We start from the raw sequence: 15,686 nt of genomic DNA, 5'->3' as shown, positions 1-15,686 counted from the left end.
GCAAATGGAGCCCAATTATAATTATCATTATATGATGAGTAATAATGAGCTTTATTTTAGGGCGGGTTATGATGCTCAGCAATATGGGTTTGTTTTTTCTCATTCGGCTGTTGATGATGTCGACTTGGTACATATTATCAATGGTGGTTTTTCATCTGTTGCAGAAGCTATTAGTAACTCAGGAAACACCACACTTTCTGATGGGATTATACTTGCATTAGCAGGTGCGTTGAGTGCTTTTTTCTTTAATTTGATTCAAAAAGGAATTGACGCTAAGGCAAAACGTCTCACCAAATCTGGTGAAGCAATGTTATCCTTGATAAATGAATTGGAGGATATTGCAGTACGTTATTGGGTCAGAGGGCACGATTCATCTTGTGCTGATAATGAAAGCAATATTTGTGATGAGATTAATATCAAAGCCATGTTAATGACCTTGGATAAAAATATTAGGTTTATGGTTGATAATTTACCGTTAAAAAACAAGTCTTTAAATAAAAATAAGCTGGAGAAATTTTCTTCTGATATTTATGATTTGGCATCTGGTGAAGATTTCGAAGCAGAGGTTAGGCCTCCCAATAAAACAAAGGCCTTTGCTATATCGAAAAAATGTAGTGAAGCAAAAGCCATCATTCTTGGTTTGATTTAAAAACGGTAATCCTCAAAGTTAATTACTGTTATGTTTAACCAAATATTTAGCTCTGTTATTCTTTTCTGAAGAATTTCTAATTCATTTTTTACGAATACTTTGGCAGCTTTCTCCACATCCCCAAACCCCCCAACATTATTAGGCATTATCCCCATCATTTGCGGCGGCACTCGGTGTGCTGCCATCATGTCATCGCGGCTGACATTTTTGATATTCAGAAATTCATCCTTCGCCGCGACTTCTGACAGAGGAATGATCTGAAGCCCGTCCTTTTTGCCGTTAGGCGAGTACATAAACAGATTGCGGAAGTTGCCAGGGCCTTTGGCGCTTTTCATCGCATTGCGGAGGTTGTTCACATCCTCCTGGTTTTGCGCGGCATCGGTCATGTACATGATAAAGCCCGCATGGCTGCCGTTAATGTAATACTTGCGACGGAACAGCGTGGCGGACTCGTTGAGCAGGGCTGACGGAATGGCAGAAAGATAACCGGGCAGGCCGTAGATCTCCTGATTAATATCCGGTTCCATCAGGTGAAAAATGCTGCCTTTCGTGAACTGATACGGTTGCGTGGTCATGCCGTATTGCACAAACCAGTAGGTATCCAGATCTAATCCGCGTCGGGTGTATTTTGCCAGCGCAGGCTCAAGGGCGATAACTTCACCGAATCGGTTCGTGCGTTTCTCCAGGTAGGCGTTACCAAATACCAGATAGTCCTGCACAAAACGTGAAAAAGCCTGTTGGCTGAGCAGCGGGTGAGGGATGTAGGTGCTGGTCAAAATGTTGCATTTCACCGCAATCGGTGAGCTGTGATGCACGGCGGCGCGGAAGGTTCGCGCCAGTCCGTCGAAACTTACAGGCGGCTCATACCAGCGATCCATCTGTACGCATTCCACATAGTCCAGCAGTTCACGGCGGTCCAGAACAGGAACGGGATCGCCAAAGCTGAATGCTTCGGCTGAAGTTTGGCTTTTATGCTTGAGCTGATTCGTCGCCGCAGCGCGGTTCTTCTTACTCTTTCCCATCAAAAAATCTCCACAATATTACTGGTATTGGCGGACTCGCCCTGCAGTGGTTCGTTAAACAGTGCGTGCATTGTTGCCCAGGCCAGATCGGCGTGGCTGGCTTCTTCGCTGCGGTTGGCTTCATAGGTCGGGCGGTTGCCGCTGGCGGTAGTGGCGCGACGGATTGCCATAAATGATTGCGCAATGTCGGTGTGTCCGGCGTCAAATTCCAGGCGGCGGTGACTGATAATGTCGTAGGCCTTGAGTACCAGGGCGTTTTTAACGTTGGGGTTGTAGACAAACTCCCGGACGGCAGGAAAGAACGCTTTCACGTTCTCGTAAACCCCGTGACCGACGCCGGTTGAGTCGATACCGATATAGGTCACGTTGTACTGTTCAGTCAGTTTTTTGATGGCGTCAGCCTGGGCGCGGAAGTCCATCCCGCGCCACTGGTGACGCTCAAGAATGCGGAACTTACCGCCCGGCACCGCTGGCGGAGCCACCACCACGCATCCGGCACTGTCGCCGTTTTGCGTACCTTTCGCCGGGTCATATCCGATCCACACTTCGCGCCAGCCAAACGGACGCAGGGCCAGTGCATGAAAGTCGGTCCAGACTTCCCAACTGTCCACCATGCACGCCTGCAGCTCGCTGAGCGGGAACACGGACGCGAGATCGTCCACAAACTCGCACATCAGCAGGTTCTGGTATTCGTCCGGGCTGTACTCCATGCGCAGCTGGTCGAGGTCGAATAGGTTACAGCCGCCGCGCACCGCATCTTCCACGGTGACTATCTGGCGGTATTGCCCGTCTGCACACAGCAGGCCGGGAGCCAGATTGCTGTGGGACAGGTCGATGTCCACCTTATCGGCTTTGTTGCGCCCACGGTTGAACAGCGCACCGGACCAGAACGGATAAGCACTGTGGGTCAGGCTGGATGGTGTGGAAAAATAGGTCTGTCGCCATTTCTTGTGAATAGCCATACCGGAAGCCACTTTGCGCAGCTCCTGGAATTTCGGTATCCAGAAATATTCATCCAGATACAGGTTGCCGTGGTAACTCTGGGCCGTGCGGGCATTGGTGCCGAGGAAGTAAAGCGTGGCCCCGTTGGGAAGCACCATCGGATCGCCTTTCAGCTCCACCTCCACTTCTTTGGCGAAGTCGATGATGTACTGTTTAAAGACGTGGGCCTGTGCCTTACTGGCGGAAAGGAAAATCTGGTTACGTCCGGTAAGCAGGGCGTCAATCAGGGCTTCACGGGCAAAGTAAAAGGTCGCGCCGATCTGGCGTGACTTCAGCAGGTTGCGGATGCGGTTGGTTTTTCCGGCTTCCCACCAGTGGCGCTGGTAGTTGAACATGGAGGAATGGAAAATTTCTTCCAGCTTCTCAATCTGTTCATCGGTGAAAACGTTCTTTTCCGGCTGACGGCGTGGGCCTTTGTTGCGGTTGGCGACGTTAGGGTTTAAGTCGGCTTCGTTGCCGCCATTGTTAAACTTGCCGATCCGCGCGTGGCGTTCCGACTGGCGCGCCAGCAGGTCAATCTCTTTGAAATCTTTCCCTTCTTTGTGCTCCTTCATAATGAGCTGGCAGTAGCGTGCGGCGGTGGTGAGCTGCATCTGATCCAGCGGCCCATAGTCACCCCACTTGTCGCGTTTTTTCCAGCTGTGAACGGTTGCAACTTTCTCGCCCAGCATTTCAGCAATGCGGGCTACGCGGTATCCCTGAAAGTACAGCAGCATGGCCTGCCGACGGGGATCGAGATCTGCGGGTGTCAGTGTGGTGTTCATGGCACAAACCTACAGCCTTGAATGAAGGCTTTCCCCGCCTGCGGTTTGTGTGGTTGTCGGTACAAATACCGCGCATTGTTTCACTGCCCCCATCACCGCAACCATAAGGCTCCAGTAAGTTTTTTCTAACGGAGCACGGCTCATGACAGTGAAAGCAAAGCGTTTTCGCATCGGGGTGGAAGGTGCCACCACCGACGGACGCGAAATCCAGCGTGAATGGCTGGAACAGATGGCAGCCAGCTACAACCCGGCGGTGTATACCGCGCTGATTAACCTTGAGCACATCAAGTCTTATCTGCCGGACAGCACCTTTAACCGCTACGGCAAGGTGACGGCGCTGTTTGCTGAAGAAATCACGGAAGGTCCGCTGGCAGGCAAGATGGCGCTGTATGCCGACGTTGAGCCAACGGAATCTCTGGTGGAGCTGGTGAAAAAAGGCCAGAAATTATTCACCTCTATGGAAGTCAGCCCGAAGTTTGCTGATACGGGCAAAGCCTATCTGGTCGGCTTGGCTGCTACTGATGATCCCGCCAGTCTGGGTACGGAAATGCTGACATTCAGCGCCAGTGCAGCCCATAACCCGCTGGCAAACCGCAAGCAGAATCCCGCCAATCTTTTTACCGCTGCAGAGGAAACGGTGATCGAACTGGAAGAAATCCAGGAGGACAAGCCGTCTCTGTTTGCCCGCGTCACGGCGCTGTTCACCAAAAAAGAGCAGTCCGATGATGCCAGGTTCTCTGATGTGCATAAGGCCGTGGAACTGGTCGCCACTGAGCAGCAAAACCTGAGCACGCGCACCGAAAAGTCCCTGTCTGAGCAGGAAGAACGCCTGTCTGAGATGGAGACTGCTCTGCAGGCACAACAAGCCGCCTTTAACGAACTGGTGGATAAGCTGAGTCATGAAGACAGCCGCCAGGACTATCGCCAGCGTGCAACAGGCGGTAACGCCCCCGCTGACACTCTGACCAATTGCTGATGGAGCACAAAACCTGATGAAGAAGAATACCCGCTTTGCTTTTAACGCTTACCTGCAGCAGCTGGCGCGTCTGAACGGTGTGGCAGTTGAAGAACTGTCCAGCAAGTTCACTGTAGAGCCGTCTGTGCAGCAGACGCTGGAAGACCAGATCCAGCAATCCGCCGCATTCCTGACGCTGATTAACGTCACGCCAGTGACTGAGCAGTCTGGTCAGTTGCTGGGGCTGGGTGTTGGCAGCACCATTGCCGGAACCACTGATACCACCGCAAAAGAGCGTGAGCCTGTCGATCCGACGCTGATGGTCGATGTGGAATATAAATGCGAGCAGACCAACTTTGACACGGTGCTGACCTACGCGAAGCTGGACCTGTGGGCGAAGTTTCAGGATTTCCAGGTGCGTATCCGTGACGCCATCGTGAAACGTCAGGCACTGGACCGCATCATGATCGGCTTTAACGGCGTGAAGCGTGCGAAAACCTCCAACCGCAGCGAAAACCCGCTGCTGCAGGATGTGAATAAAGGCTGGCTACAGAAAATCCGTGAGGATGCACCGGATCACGTCATGGGCAGCACCACCACGGGCGGTGAAACCACACCGGGCGCGGTGAAAGTCGGTAAAGGTGGCGAATATGCCAACCTGGACGCCGTGGTGATGGATGCCGTTAATGAGCTTATCGACGTGGTCTACCAGGACGATGACGATCTGGTGGTGATTTGCGGTCGTGAACTGTTGTCTGATAAGTATTTCCCGCTGGTCAACAAAGAGCAGGAAAACAGTGAAAAACTGGCTGCCGATATGATCATCAGCCAGAAACGCATGGGTGGCCTGCAGGCCGTGCGTGCGCCGTTCTTCCCGCCGAATGCGCTGCTGATCACTCGTCTGGATAACCTGTCCATCTACTGGCAGGAAGACACCCGCCGCCGTTCAGTTATCGACAACCCGAAACGTGACCGGATTGAAAACTTTGAATCCGTTAACGAAGCCTATGTGGTTGAGGACTACCGCTGCGCAGCACTGGTGGAAAACATCCAGATTGGCGACTTCAGCGTCGCCGCAGAAGCCGGAGCATAAACCATGAGCCTGAGTCCCGCACGGCAGCATCGCCTGCGCGTTCAGGCTGAACAGGCCGCCCGCGAGGGTGGCAGTGTTCGCCACGCGTCGGGCTATGACCTGATGCTGCTGCAACTGGCGGAAGACCGCCGCCGTCTCAAGGGCGTTCAGTCCACGGTCAAAAAAGCGGAAATCAAGGTGGAGCTGCTGCCGAAGTACGCCGCCTGGGCAGAGGGCGTCCTGGCTGCCGGAGGCACTCAACAGGATGACGTGCTGATGTACGTGATGCTGTGGCGCATTGATGCCGGAGATTATGCCGGGGCGCTGGAGATCGGGCGTCATGCCCTGCGTCATAGCTGGGTGATGCCACTGGGTAACCGCAATGTGCAGACCGTGCTGGCAGAGGAAATGGCAGACGCGGCGCAGAGCGCAATGCTTGCCGCCACCGGCTTTGATGCCGATCTGTTGCTGCAGACGCTGGAGCTGACAGACGGTCTGGATATGCCGGACCAGTCACGGGCGCGTCTGCATAAAGCGATTGGCGCTGTCCTGAGTGAAAGCAATCCGGCTTCCGCCCTTAACCATCTCAACCATGCGTTGCAGCTCGATCACCGCTGTGGCGTGAAAAAAGACAAACAGCAGCTGGAGCGCAGACTGCGCAATGACAGCCGCTGACAGAACGTGCCCCCGCGCACGGGCGGCACGGGGTGGCGAAAGGCACAGCCACATCAAAACTCCGTCCACCGCCCTCTATTTCAGGAGAAAGCAGCATGAAGTTTGTTGCGCCAGAACAGGCACCGGAACAGGCGGAAATCATCAGAAATACGCCGTTCTGGCCTGATGTGGACCTGTCGGAGTTCCGCAGTGTGATGCGCACTGACGGCACGGTGACGCAGCCGCGTTTAAAGCAGGTTGCGCTGTCGGCAATTTCGGAGGTCAACGCAGAGCTGTATGAGTTTCGCAGACGCCAGCAGATGCTGGGGTATGCCTCGCTGGCAGAGGTTCCGGCGGAACAGCTGGACGGCAAAAGTGAGCGTATTCAGCACTATTTCAACGCGGTTTACTGCTGGGCACGCGCCATGCTCAACGAACGATACCAGGACTATGACGCCACGGCATCCGGTGTGAAGCGGGGCGAGGAACTGGCAGAAGCCAGCGGTGATTTGTGGCGTGACGCCCGCTGGGCCATCAGCCGGGTGCAGGATGCGCCGCACTGCACAGTGGAGCTTATCTGATGAAAGTGCGTGCGCATCAGTATGACACGGTGGACGCGCTTTGCTGGCGTCATTACGGGCGCACGCAGGGTGTCACGGAGCAGGTACTGAAGGCAAATCCGGGGCTTGCCGAATACGGCCCCTTTTTACCTCACGGGCTGCAGGTGGAGCTCCCGGACATTCCGACCACCACCACCGTGCAGACCGTCCAGTTATGGGACTGAATTATGACGCTTGAGCGAATCAGCGCCTTTATCACGTATTGCATCGCCGTCGTGCTGGCCTGGCTGGGCGATTTATCCATCAAGGATGCCTCAACGCTGGGCGGCCTGATGATCGGTGTGCTGATGCTGGCTATCAACTGGTACTACAAACACAAAGCCTACCAGCTTCTGCGCGACGGGCAGATCTCGCGGGAGGACTATGAATCCATCAATCGTTAAACGCTGCCTTGTCGGGGCCGTGCTGGCTATTGCTGCCACGCTGCCGGGTTTTCAGCAGCTTCACACCTCCGTGGAGGGGCTGAAACTGATTGCCGATTACGAAGGCTGTCGTCTGCAGCCGTATCAGTGCAGCGCGGGTGTCTGGACCGACGGCATTGGTAATACGTCGGGCGTCATTCCCGGCAAAACTATTACGGAACGACAGGCAGCAGAAGGGCTGATCTCCAACGTGCTACGTGTGGAGCGGGCGCTGGAAAGGTGTGTGAAGCAACAGCCGCCGCAGAAGGTGTATGACGCTACGGTGTCGTTTGCCTTCAACGTGGGGACGGGCAATGCCTGTAGTTCCACGCTGGTGAAATTGCTCAATCAGCGGCGCTGGGCGGATGCGTGCCGACAGTTGCCGCGCTGGGTTTATGTGAAAGGTGTTTTTAATCAGGGGCTGGATAACCGCCGTGCGCGGGAGATGGCCTGGTGCCTTAAAGGAGCTGGACTATGACACGTGCGCTGGCGGTAGTGGCGGCGCTGGCACTCGTTGCGCTGGTCTGGCAGTCGTGGCGGCTTAACAGCGCCAGCCACACCATCGAAACGCAGCGCGCGGCGCTGAAAAGTAAAGCGCACGAACTAACGAAGAAAAATAGCCAGCTGATCAGTCTGTCCATTCTGGCTGAAACCAACAACCGGGAGCAGGCGCGGCTCTACGCCGAAGCAGAACAGACCAGTGCACTGCTGAGACAACGACAACACCGGATCGAGGAACTGAAACGTGAGAACGAGGGTTTACGCCGCTGGGCTGATACTCCTTTGCCTGCTGACATTATCCGGCTGCGGGAACGTCCGACACTCACCGGAGGTGCAGCTTACCGTCAGTGGTTGTCCGCGAGTGACGCCGTGTCGGCTGGAGCAGGCAGCGCCGCGCACTAACGGTGATCTGAACGCATTGCTGGATGAAACGGAGGCCGCCTGGGCGGTCTGTGCAGACAAAGTGGACATGATTATTGCGTGTCAGGAGCGAAACATTGAACAAACCACAATCCCTGCGCCATGCCCTCAATAAAGCGGTGCCTTATGTCTGTAATAACCCGGACAAACTGCATCTGTTTGTGGATAACGGTTCGCTGGTTGCCACGGGGGCCAGCTCCATGTCATGGGAGTACCGTTACACCCTGAACGTGGTGATTGAGGATTTCAGCGGCGACCAGAATCTGCTGATGGCCCCGGTTTTGCTGTGGCTGCGGGATAACCAGCCTGATGCCATCAATAATCCGGCGTTACGGGAAAAGGTATTCACCTTTGAGGTGGATATTCTGCGCAATGATGTCTGTGATATCAGCCTGAACCTGCAACTGACGGAGCGTGTGCTGGTCAGCACTGACGGCAGTGTGTCGAGTGTTGAAGCGGTAGCGGAACCCGATGAACCTGAAGAAATGTGGACGGTGAAACGTGGCTGAATTGCAGAAGGTGGACGACTGGCTGAGTGCCTTGCTGGCGAATCTGGAGCCAGCCGCAAGAAGCCTCATGATGCGCCAGCTGGCGCAGGAACTGCGCCGGACACAGCAGCAGAATATCAGGATGCAGCGCAATCCTGATGGCAGCAGTTATGAACCGCGCAGGGTAACAGCACGCAGCAAGAAGGGGCGCATCAAACGTCAGATGTTTACAAAGCTGCGCACCACAAAATACCTGAAAACTGCCGCCAGCGCCGATTCTGCCAGCGTACAGTTTGAAGGTAAGGTGCAGCGCATTGCCCGCGTTCATCACTACGGCCTGCGCGATCGCGTCAGTCGTAAGGGACCGGAGGTCCGTTACGCAGAGCGTCGTTTGTTAGGTATTAATGATGACGTAGAATCCTTAACCCACGATGTATTATTGCGCTGGCTATCTAATTGATTGTTTACCAATCGATGGAGTTAAGTTTTTAGGCCTGAGGGCGAGAAATGGTTCATAGTCTATCCATGAGTCCCAGTTAATTAATCCATCATCGAATCCTATATATTTCATTAATACTAAAGGTAAAAGTAAATTTAGATTTGAATAATAATCACTTAATTTAATGATACTGCTTGGATCATCTTTCTTAATGTATCCAATATAATTTCCATTGTGGAATAGAGAGTTTCGAAGCGTGCAATAGTGAATCACGTTTCTTTGTGGTACAGGGTTGCCTTCTTTAGATACATTAAAACCATAATCTTTTAAAACCTTTGTAATTATTTGTGGTGTATAACTAGATGTCGACTCGTTATCGATATATCTGCACAGGGATTCTAATGCTGAGAAATTAAGGAAGTATTTAACATCTACATAGTCCATTCTTTCCCTAAAAGAAAATATAGACTTATAGAACGCAGTTCTAAAAGGGTTTTGATGAGAATTAATATTTCTATGAAGTTTATCCATCGCAAGCTCAATGAACGCTGAGCGACTCTTTTCAGAGAAGCAATCTTCAACAATTATTCCTAGTGATGACTTTCTTTTTGACTTCAATTTTAGTGGGAAATTATTATCTAACTTTTCAGGTGTTTCATGTTTCTCTAGGAAGTTTGATATGATTACATTTTTTTGTTCAATGAAACTTAAAACAGCTGAAAGATCATAAATTATTTGAGTGACGGTGTTTTCAGAAGCATGTGCGGGAGAGAAAAATCCACTTAATACATATTCGCTTCCATCGCATTTATTCTCTTTTAGTTCCTTAAAGGATTTGTAACGAGGTATCAGTGTCCCTCCTTTAAAAGTAAATTCTTTCGTGAAGCAATATCCATAGATACCGATTTGTGTCATCTGTAACTCCTTTGCGCGGATAAACATTGTGTAGTAAGTCATACATTTCTGACTCAATGTCCCACAATATATGTTTGTGCAAATATCGTCGACATGAATGCACAACTAACCGAAATCATGCGCCTTATCACCAATCTGATCCGCACAGGTGTAGTCACCGAAGTGGACCGGGAAAACTGGCTGTGTCGGGTGAAAACGGGCGACCTCGAAACCAACTGGATTAACTGGCTGACACTGCGCGCGGGCAAATCGCGCACCTGGTGGAAACCGTCTGTGGGCGAGCAGGTTGTGCTGTTCAGCCTGGGTGGCAATCTGGAAACCGCGTTTGCCCTGCCTGCTGTCTACTCAAATCAGTTTCCACCACCTTCAGACTCTGAGGACGGCAACGTGGTTGAGTACCCGGACGGTGGCTGGTTTGAATACGAACCCGCGACCGGGCGCTGGTATGTCAGGGGCATCAAATCTATGGTCATTGAGGCCGTCGACAACATCACCCTGAAAACCAGTGAGTTTGTGCTGGAGGCTGACCGCACGCGTATTAACAGCGAAGTGGTGATCAATGGTGGTGTTACCCAGAGTGGCGGTGCAATGAGTTCTAACGGGATCGTGGTTAATGCGCATCAGCATACTGGCGTCCTGAAAGGCGGCGATACCACCGGAGGCCCGGTATGACGCTTTATAGCGGGATGAACAATACCAGCGGTAAAGCTATTACTGATATTGACCATCTGCGCCAGTCGGTGCGGGACATTCTGCTGACACCGCAGGGTAGCCGCATTGCCCGTCGTGAATATGGTTCCCTGCTGTCGGCACTGATAGACCAGCCACAAAATCCGGCGTTACGCCTGCAGGTCATGTCGGCAGTGTATGTCGCGCTGAGTCGCTGGGAGCCACGGCTGACGCTGGATTCCATCACCATCAACAGCAATTTTGACGGTTCAATGGTGGTGGAGCTGACCGGGCGGCGGAATAACGGTGTGCCTGTTTCCCTTTCCGTATCAACAGGAGCAGAGAATGGCAGTGATTGACCTTTCGCAGTTACCTGCGCCGCAGATTGTGGATGTGCCGGACTTTGAGACGCTGCTTGCCGAACGCAAGGCAGAATTTGTGGCGCTTCATCCGAAAGATGAGCAGGAAGCAGTGATGCGTACGCTGGAACTGGAATCTGAACCCGTCACTAAATTGCTGCAGGAGAACGCTTACCGTGAGTTGCTTCTGCGCCAGCGCATTAACGAAGCCGCGCAGGCTGTGATGGTGGCTTACGCGATGGGCGGCGATCTTGACCAGCTCGCTGCTAACTACAACGTGAAACGCCTGACGGTGACACCTGCTGATGATGACGCTGTACCGCCCGTTGCGGCTGTGATGGAAAGTGATGAAGCGTTACGCCTGCGTGTGCCTGCAGCCTTTGAAGGGCTTTCTGTTGCTGGGCCAACTGCCGCTTATGAGTTTCATGCACAAAGCGCCGACGGTCGGGTGGCGGATGCCAGTGCAACCAGTCCGGCACCTGCAGAGGTGGTGCTGACAGTTCTTAGCCGCGAAGGCGACGGAACAGCAGAAAAAGACTTGCTGGATGTGGTGGAGAACGCCCTGAACAGTGAGAACGTCCGCCCGGTGGCTGATCGTCTGACGGTTCGCAGCGCAGAAATCATCCCGTACCGAGTGGAAGCCACCATTTTTCTTTATCCGGGACCGGAAGCAGAGCCGGTAATGGCAGCGGCAAAAGCCAGCCTGCAGAAGTACATCGCCAGTCAGACGCGGCTTGGTCGGGATATTCGCCGTAGCGCCATCTTTGCCGCCCTGCATGTTGAGGGAGTGCAGCGTGTGGAACTGGCTTCGCCGCTGGCGGATGTGGTCCTGAACAAAACACAGGCGGCATCATGTACGCAGTGGAGCGTAACCAACGGAGGAACGGATGAATAGTTTGCTGCCGCCGGGTTCAACACCACTGGAGCGCCGACTGGCGCAAACCTGCAGCGGGATTTCTGATCTGCAGGTGCCACTGCGTGACCTGTGGGATCCGGCTACCTGTCCGGTCAGTTTCCTGCCTTATCTCGCCTGGGCGTTCTCTGTGGATCGCTGGGACGAGGACTGGACGGAAAGCGTCAAACGCCAGGTGGTGAAGGATGCTTTTTATATTCATCAGCACAAAGGAACCACCAGTGCCGTGCGGCGGGTGGTGGAGCCGTTCGGCTTTCTGATCCGCATTATTGAGTGGTGGCAGACCGGAGAAACACCAGGCACGTTTCGCCTGGATATCGGCGTGCAGGACCAGGGCATCACCGAAGATACCTATCTGGAACTTGAGCGACTGATAAGCGATGCCAAACCATGTAGCCGTCACATGATCGGCATGTCCATCAATCTGCAGACCAGCGGCCTGCATTGGGTGGGAGCCGCCAGCTATCTTGGCGAAGAAATCACGATCTATCCGTATATCAACGAAACAATTATTTCCGGCGGCACCGCGCATGAAGGCGGGGCGGTCCACGTTATTGACACAGTGAGAGTGAATCCATGAGCACAAAATTTTATACCCTGCTGACGGAGATTGGTGCGGCGAAACTTGCCAGCGCCACTGCACTTGGTGTGCCGCTTAAAATTACTCATATGGCGGTGGGGGATGGTGGTGGAGCATTGCCGACGCCGGACGCAAAGCAGACGGCACTGGTAAATGAGAAACGCCGGGCTGCGCTGAATATGCTCTATATCGACCCGCAGAACAGCAGCCAGATTATTGCTGAACAGGTGATCCCCGAAAACGAGGGCGGTTGGTGGATCCGTGAAGTGGGCCTGTTTGATGAATCCGGGGCATTGATTGCCGTGGGCAACTGCCCGGAAAGCTATAAGCCGCAACTGGCTGAAGGCAGCGGGCGTACCCAGACCGTGCGCATGGTGCTGATTACCAGCAGTACGGACAATATCATCCTGAAAATCGACCCTGCTGTAGTGCTGGCAACCCGCAAGTATGTGGATGACAAGGCACTGGAGCTGAAGGTGTACGTGGATGACCTGATGGCAAAACATCTTGCCGCACAGGACCCGCATTCACAGTATGCACCCAAAGAAAGTCCAACGTTTACCGGAACCCCCAAAGCGCCAACGCCAGCGGCGGGGAATAATACCACGCAGGTTGCGACCACCGCATTTGTTCAGGCGGCACTGACGGCTCTTATTAATGGTGCGCCAGCCACGCTGGACACGCTGAAAGAAATAGCCGCAGCCATAAACAATGATCCGAAATTCAGCACCACTATTAACAATGCGCTGGCACTGAAAGCACCACTGTCGAGTCCGGCACTCAGCGGAACGCCGACAGCCCCCACGGCGGCGCAATCGGTCAACAATACACAGATTGCCACCACGGCATTTGTGAAATCGGCGATTGCGGCAATGGTGGGTTCTGCACCTGCGGCACTGGATACACTGAACGAACTGGCGGCGGCGCTGGGGAATGACCCGAACTTTGCCACGACAATAACTAACGCCCTTGCGGGGAAGCAGCCAAAGGATGCTACTTTAACGGCGTTGGCAGGGCTTTCTACATCAAAAGATAAACTCCCTTATTTTACAGGGGAAGATCAGGCTGCCTTAACTGCACTGACAAGTGTTGGGCGTGCCATTCTTAGCAAGCCCAGCGCACAGGGCGTTCTTGATTATCTTGGTTTAGGGGATGGCTCTGCATTACCTGTTGGTGTCCCTGTTCCGTGGCCTTCTGCCATTCCACCGACAGGCTGGCTGAAATGCAACGGAGCGGCTTTTTCGGCAGAAGAATATCCCAAACTGGCAAAGGTTTATCCGACAAATAAATTGCCTGATTTACGTGGTGAGTTTATTCGCGGCTGGGATGATGGGCGTGGTATTGATGCTGGACGTGCTTTATTAAGCCTTCAGGCTGGAATGCTGGAAAAACACCGCCATATGGTTGTAGCCAACGATGGGTATGATTCAAAAGAGGAATGGGAACTGGCGGCAATCTTCAGAAAAGCATATACGCAAGGCCGGGGGCTTGATGCTGCCGATGCCGGAGGGACTCTGATTCCATCACCAACGCTACATACACGAGGGAGTATTGGTAACACAGGTGGGAGCGAAACCCGTCCACGAAATATTGCATTTAACTATATCGTGAGAGCTGCATAATGGATAAAGCCGTATTAAATAGCGAACTTATTGCCACGAAGGCGGGGAATATTACCGTCTATAACTATGATGGTGAAACACGGGAATATATTTCTGAATCAACTGAATATCTTGCTGTTGGCGTCGGTATTCCCGCACATTCGTGTTTAGATGCTCCTGGTTCATATAAGTCAGGTTATGTGTCCTGTCGAACTCTGGATTTGAGATCATGGGAATATGTCCCTGACCACCGTGGTGAAACGGTCTATAACACATTGAACGGTAAACCGATAGAAATAAAAACCATTGGTGAATACCCGGAAAATGTGACCACTCTTGCACCATCCACACCATATGATGTTTGGAATGGGAATGAATGGGTTGTGGACCTACAGGCGAAAAAAAACGCATTAGAGAAAGTTTTTATAACAGAAAGAGATATGGCGATTAATGAAGCTCTGAATTACATATCTCCTTTACAGAGTGAATTATTATTAGGGAGTATTTCGGAGCGAAATAAAGAAATTTTGCAGGTATGGTTAAACTATATTAATGAGTTAAAGGAAGCGGTATTTGTTTCTGATAAAGCTTCCTTATTGCCTGCTAAGCCAGAATGTTAGTATTGCCTAAAGCTAGCCATTTATTGGCTGGCTTTTGAGAGCAATATACTTTGTATGTGTGAAAATAATCGGTCCATGATTCTGGAAGAAATTGTACTGCTTAATAAGTAACATATAGCAAAGCTGATTATTACTGTACCTACCAATATGAACGGCCATGACAACATCTTATTTAGGTAAGTGGAAATGTATAATATAAATAGACCATGTAACAGATATATACTAAGACTATTTTTTCCAAACCGCTCTAAAATTACACAGGTGGGTTTTAGCTGCATAAGAGCTAATACAAAAGCCGGAACCGCTGCGTAGTTGACTACTTTGTATAACATAAGTACAACTATAGATTTATCAAAATAAGAGAATGGAAAAGCGCCGTAGAGAAATATGGTAGGTGCAAGTATCGATAAAATCACTAATGCAATAACTGCTGAGAATAAAATGAGGTATATCGTATTTTTGTCGTGCCTTATACGTAATAAATTATTCCGATAAAATAACGCTCCTATAATGAAGTAGGGTAGAAAATTAATTGTCCTCATAATGGATAGAGTCTGCGAACTGAAATCAATGAATTGAAATGCGAAGCTTATAAGTAAAGAAAGACAAAGAGGGTAACGGAAGGTGAATAGAACAGAAGCAATTATTTGCCAGAAAAAAAGGCTTAAAAGATACCACATTATCCAATAAGGCGCGCCAATCTTAAGATAACCAGAAATACTTCCTGTCAGCAAGAAGTTGATAAATTCATAAATAAAATTAAAAACAATGAATGGAACAAGAATATGTTTGCTTAATTTGTATATGTCAAGATTGCTACATCCCTTGCTAAGAAAACCAGAAATTAATACAAAGGCGGGCATGTGAAATGTGTAAATGAAATCATATATGTATTTCACTTGTTCATGTTCTACGCCACCGCCAAGTATGTGCGCCATAACCACCAGGAAAATTAACGCGCCTTTGAGCGTATCGATAGTGTTATCACGATTATCGATCTGTTGTGCCACGGACAATCCTTAAGTGTATATAGTTAGTTTTC

The 15,686-nt window shown here is 51.4% G+C and carries 22 protein-coding genes; 18 read left to right on the top strand and 4 right to left on the bottom strand.

The annotated features are described in order from the left end of the window. The first annotated feature begins 4 nt into the window (after window positions 1-4). Entirely contained in the window at window positions 5-649 is a 645-nt protein-coding gene (locus FEK43_RS07815; protein ID WP_135406272.1) for a hypothetical protein, read from the top strand. Here FEK43_RS07815 and FEK43_RS07810 read toward each other — a convergent pair. After that, a complete protein-coding gene (locus FEK43_RS07810) occupies window positions 646-1,671 on the bottom strand; it encodes a phage portal protein (protein WP_135406273.1) in 1,026 nt (341 codons plus the stop codon). The two genes, FEK43_RS07815 and FEK43_RS07810, sit on opposite strands and share 4 nt — an antisense overlap. Beyond that, window positions 1,671-3,437, bottom strand: coding sequence for a terminase ATPase subunit family protein (locus tag FEK43_RS07805; protein ID WP_017465770.1), 1,767 nt, complete (start codon window positions 3,435-3,437; stop codon window positions 1,671-1,673). Before FEK43_RS07805 ends, FEK43_RS07810 begins: the two co-directional genes overlap by 1 nt. A gap of 142 nt (window positions 3,438-3,579) precedes the next feature. Between FEK43_RS07805 and FEK43_RS07800 the strand changes: the two genes are divergently transcribed. From FEK43_RS07800 to FEK43_RS07750, 11 genes are all read left to right on the top strand, one after another. Continuing rightward, entirely contained in the window at window positions 3,580-4,413 is an 834-nt protein-coding gene (locus FEK43_RS07800) for a GPO family capsid scaffolding protein (RefSeq protein WP_001710117.1), read from the top strand. A gap of 16 nt (window positions 4,414-4,429) precedes the next feature. Next, the gene (locus tag FEK43_RS07795) at window positions 4,430-5,485 is read left to right on the top strand and encodes a phage major capsid protein, P2 family (protein WP_085453641.1); all 1,056 of its coding nucleotides are present in this window, start codon (window positions 4,430-4,432) and stop codon (window positions 5,483-5,485) included. Window positions 5,486-5,488: 3 nt separating this feature from the next. Then, window positions 5,489-6,139, top strand: coding sequence for a terminase endonuclease subunit (locus tag FEK43_RS07790; protein WP_135406274.1), 651 nt, complete (start codon window positions 5,489-5,491; stop codon window positions 6,137-6,139). Between the two features lie 95 nt (window positions 6,140-6,234). Then, window positions 6,235-6,699 (top strand): head completion/stabilization protein, encoded by a 465-nt coding sequence (locus tag FEK43_RS07785; protein ID WP_000673523.1) that lies wholly within the window; start codon window positions 6,235-6,237, stop codon window positions 6,697-6,699. Then, on the top strand, window positions 6,699-6,902 hold the full coding sequence (locus FEK43_RS07780; protein WP_000868175.1) for a tail protein X: 204 nt from the start codon (window positions 6,699-6,701) through the stop codon (window positions 6,900-6,902). The genes FEK43_RS07785 and FEK43_RS07780 overlap by 1 nt, the downstream gene beginning before the upstream one ends. Window positions 6,903-6,905: 3 nt before the next feature. Beyond that, the gene (locus tag FEK43_RS07775; RefSeq protein ID WP_000171568.1) at window positions 6,906-7,121 is read left to right on the top strand and encodes an HP1 family phage holin; all 216 of its coding nucleotides are present in this window, start codon (window positions 6,906-6,908) and stop codon (window positions 7,119-7,121) included. Continuing rightward, complete coding sequence (locus tag FEK43_RS07770; protein WP_001069908.1) at window positions 7,102-7,617, top strand: lysozyme; 516 nt, start codon at window positions 7,102-7,104, stop codon at window positions 7,615-7,617. Before FEK43_RS07775 ends, FEK43_RS07770 begins: the two co-directional genes overlap by 20 nt. Beyond that, window positions 7,614-8,042 carry an Rz-like lysis system protein LysB gene (lysB, locus tag FEK43_RS07765; RefSeq protein WP_135406275.1) on the top strand — a complete coding sequence of 143 codons (429 nt, stop codon included), beginning with the start codon at window positions 7,614-7,616 and terminating at the stop codon, window positions 8,040-8,042. The genes FEK43_RS07770 and lysB overlap by 4 nt, the downstream gene beginning before the upstream one ends. Then, a complete protein-coding gene (gene lysC / locus FEK43_RS23025; RefSeq protein WP_240783006.1) occupies window positions 7,927-8,175 on the top strand; it encodes an Rz1-like lysis system protein LysC in 249 nt (82 codons plus the stop codon). The genes lysB and lysC overlap by 116 nt, the downstream gene beginning before the upstream one ends. Beyond that, window positions 8,138-8,569, top strand: a complete 432-nt coding sequence (locus FEK43_RS07755; RefSeq protein ID WP_113450089.1) for a phage tail protein — start codon at window positions 8,138-8,140, stop codon at window positions 8,567-8,569. Before lysC ends, FEK43_RS07755 begins: the two co-directional genes overlap by 38 nt. Continuing rightward, the gene (locus tag FEK43_RS07750) at window positions 8,562-9,008 is read left to right on the top strand and encodes a phage virion morphogenesis protein (protein WP_135406277.1); all 447 of its coding nucleotides are present in this window, start codon (window positions 8,562-8,564) and stop codon (window positions 9,006-9,008) included. The genes FEK43_RS07755 and FEK43_RS07750 overlap by 8 nt, the downstream gene beginning before the upstream one ends. On the opposite strand, the gene FEK43_RS07745 is transcribed toward FEK43_RS07750, so the two are convergent. Continuing rightward, window positions 8,997-9,902, bottom strand: coding sequence for a hypothetical protein (locus FEK43_RS07745; RefSeq protein WP_138158496.1), 906 nt, complete (start codon window positions 9,900-9,902; stop codon window positions 8,997-8,999). The two genes, FEK43_RS07750 and FEK43_RS07745, sit on opposite strands and share 12 nt — an antisense overlap. Window positions 9,903-9,995: 93 nt before the next feature. Between FEK43_RS07745 and FEK43_RS07740 the strand changes: the two genes are divergently transcribed. From FEK43_RS07740 to FEK43_RS07715, 6 genes are read left to right on the top strand one after another with little or no spacing between them, the layout of a single operon-like run. Next, on the top strand, window positions 9,996-10,574 hold the full coding sequence (locus FEK43_RS07740; RefSeq protein ID WP_135406278.1) for a phage baseplate assembly protein V: 579 nt from the start codon (window positions 9,996-9,998) through the stop codon (window positions 10,572-10,574). Beyond that, complete coding sequence (locus tag FEK43_RS07735) at window positions 10,571-10,930, top strand: GPW/gp25 family protein (protein WP_000177580.1); 360 nt, start codon at window positions 10,571-10,573, stop codon at window positions 10,928-10,930. Before FEK43_RS07740 ends, FEK43_RS07735 begins: the two co-directional genes overlap by 4 nt. Further along, window positions 10,917-11,825, top strand: a complete 909-nt coding sequence (locus tag FEK43_RS07730; RefSeq protein WP_135406279.1) for a baseplate assembly protein — start codon at window positions 10,917-10,919, stop codon at window positions 11,823-11,825. The genes FEK43_RS07735 and FEK43_RS07730 overlap by 14 nt, the downstream gene beginning before the upstream one ends. Continuing rightward, window positions 11,818-12,423 (top strand): phage tail protein I, encoded by a 606-nt coding sequence (locus tag FEK43_RS07725; protein WP_103253977.1) that lies wholly within the window; start codon window positions 11,818-11,820, stop codon window positions 12,421-12,423. Before FEK43_RS07730 ends, FEK43_RS07725 begins: the two co-directional genes overlap by 8 nt. Beyond that, window positions 12,420-14,045, top strand: a complete 1,626-nt coding sequence (locus FEK43_RS07720; RefSeq protein WP_135406280.1) for a phage tail protein — start codon at window positions 12,420-12,422, stop codon at window positions 14,043-14,045. The genes FEK43_RS07725 and FEK43_RS07720 overlap by 4 nt, the downstream gene beginning before the upstream one ends. Then, window positions 14,045-14,644 (top strand): tail fiber assembly protein, encoded by a 600-nt coding sequence (locus FEK43_RS07715; protein ID WP_138158494.1) that lies wholly within the window; start codon window positions 14,045-14,047, stop codon window positions 14,642-14,644. Before FEK43_RS07720 ends, FEK43_RS07715 begins: the two co-directional genes overlap by 1 nt. A 20-nt stretch (window positions 14,645-14,664) precedes the next feature. Here FEK43_RS07715 and FEK43_RS07710 read toward each other — a convergent pair whose 3' ends face one another. Then, entirely contained in the window at window positions 14,665-15,654 is a 990-nt protein-coding gene (locus FEK43_RS07710) for an acyltransferase family protein (protein ID WP_138158492.1), read from the bottom strand. Between the last annotated feature and the right edge of the window lie 32 nt (window positions 15,655-15,686).

It is taken from the genome of Escherichia sp. E2562, assembly GCF_005781075.1.
GTDB lineage: Bacteria > Pseudomonadota > Gammaproteobacteria > Enterobacterales > Enterobacteriaceae > Escherichia.
This window is presented reverse-complemented; position numbering and strand designations above follow the sequence as displayed.

What these genes read in the sequence shown, in the direction of transcription:
- FEK43_RS07720 (WP_135406280.1), top strand. Translation starts at nt 12,420, where the DNA reads ATGAGCACAAAATTTTATACCCTGCTGACGGAGATTGGTGCGGCGAAA.
- FEK43_RS07800 (WP_001710117.1), top strand. Translation starts at nt 3,580, where the DNA reads ATGACAGTGAAAGCAAAGCGTTTTCGCATCGGGGTGGAAGGTGCCACC.
- FEK43_RS07805 (WP_017465770.1), bottom strand. Translation starts at nt 3,437, where the DNA reads ATGAACACCACACTGACACCCGCAGATCTCGATCCCCGTCGGCAGGCC.
- FEK43_RS07790 (WP_135406274.1), top strand. Translation starts at nt 5,489, where the DNA reads ATGAGCCTGAGTCCCGCACGGCAGCATCGCCTGCGCGTTCAGGCTGAA.
- FEK43_RS07795 (WP_085453641.1), top strand. Translation starts at nt 4,430, where the DNA reads ATGAAGAAGAATACCCGCTTTGCTTTTAACGCTTACCTGCAGCAGCTG.
- FEK43_RS07735 (WP_000177580.1), top strand. Translation starts at nt 10,571, where the DNA reads ATGACGCTTTATAGCGGGATGAACAATACCAGCGGTAAAGCTATTACT.
- FEK43_RS07730 (WP_135406279.1), top strand. Translation starts at nt 10,917, where the DNA reads ATGGCAGTGATTGACCTTTCGCAGTTACCTGCGCCGCAGATTGTGGAT.
- FEK43_RS07715 (WP_138158494.1), top strand. Translation starts at nt 14,045, where the DNA reads ATGGATAAAGCCGTATTAAATAGCGAACTTATTGCCACGAAGGCGGGG.
- FEK43_RS07740 (WP_135406278.1), top strand. Translation starts at nt 9,996, where the DNA reads ATGAATGCACAACTAACCGAAATCATGCGCCTTATCACCAATCTGATC.
- lysB (WP_135406275.1), top strand. Translation starts at nt 7,614, where the DNA reads ATGACACGTGCGCTGGCGGTAGTGGCGGCGCTGGCACTCGTTGCGCTG.
- FEK43_RS07770 (WP_001069908.1), top strand. Translation starts at nt 7,102, where the DNA reads ATGAATCCATCAATCGTTAAACGCTGCCTTGTCGGGGCCGTGCTGGCT.
- FEK43_RS07780 (WP_000868175.1), top strand. Translation starts at nt 6,699, where the DNA reads ATGAAAGTGCGTGCGCATCAGTATGACACGGTGGACGCGCTTTGCTGG.
- FEK43_RS07775 (WP_000171568.1), top strand. Translation starts at nt 6,906, where the DNA reads ATGACGCTTGAGCGAATCAGCGCCTTTATCACGTATTGCATCGCCGTC.
- FEK43_RS07815 (WP_135406272.1), top strand. Translation starts at nt 5, where the DNA reads ATGGAGCCCAATTATAATTATCATTATATGATGAGTAATAATGAGCTT.
- FEK43_RS07725 (WP_103253977.1), top strand. Translation starts at nt 11,818, where the DNA reads ATGAATAGTTTGCTGCCGCCGGGTTCAACACCACTGGAGCGCCGACTG.
- FEK43_RS07810 (WP_135406273.1), bottom strand. Translation starts at nt 1,671, where the DNA reads ATGGGAAAGAGTAAGAAGAACCGCGCTGCGGCGACGAATCAGCTCAAG.
- FEK43_RS07745 (WP_138158496.1), bottom strand. Translation starts at nt 9,902, where the DNA reads ATGACACAAATCGGTATCTATGGATATTGCTTCACGAAAGAATTTACT.
- FEK43_RS07785 (WP_000673523.1), top strand. Translation starts at nt 6,235, where the DNA reads ATGAAGTTTGTTGCGCCAGAACAGGCACCGGAACAGGCGGAAATCATC.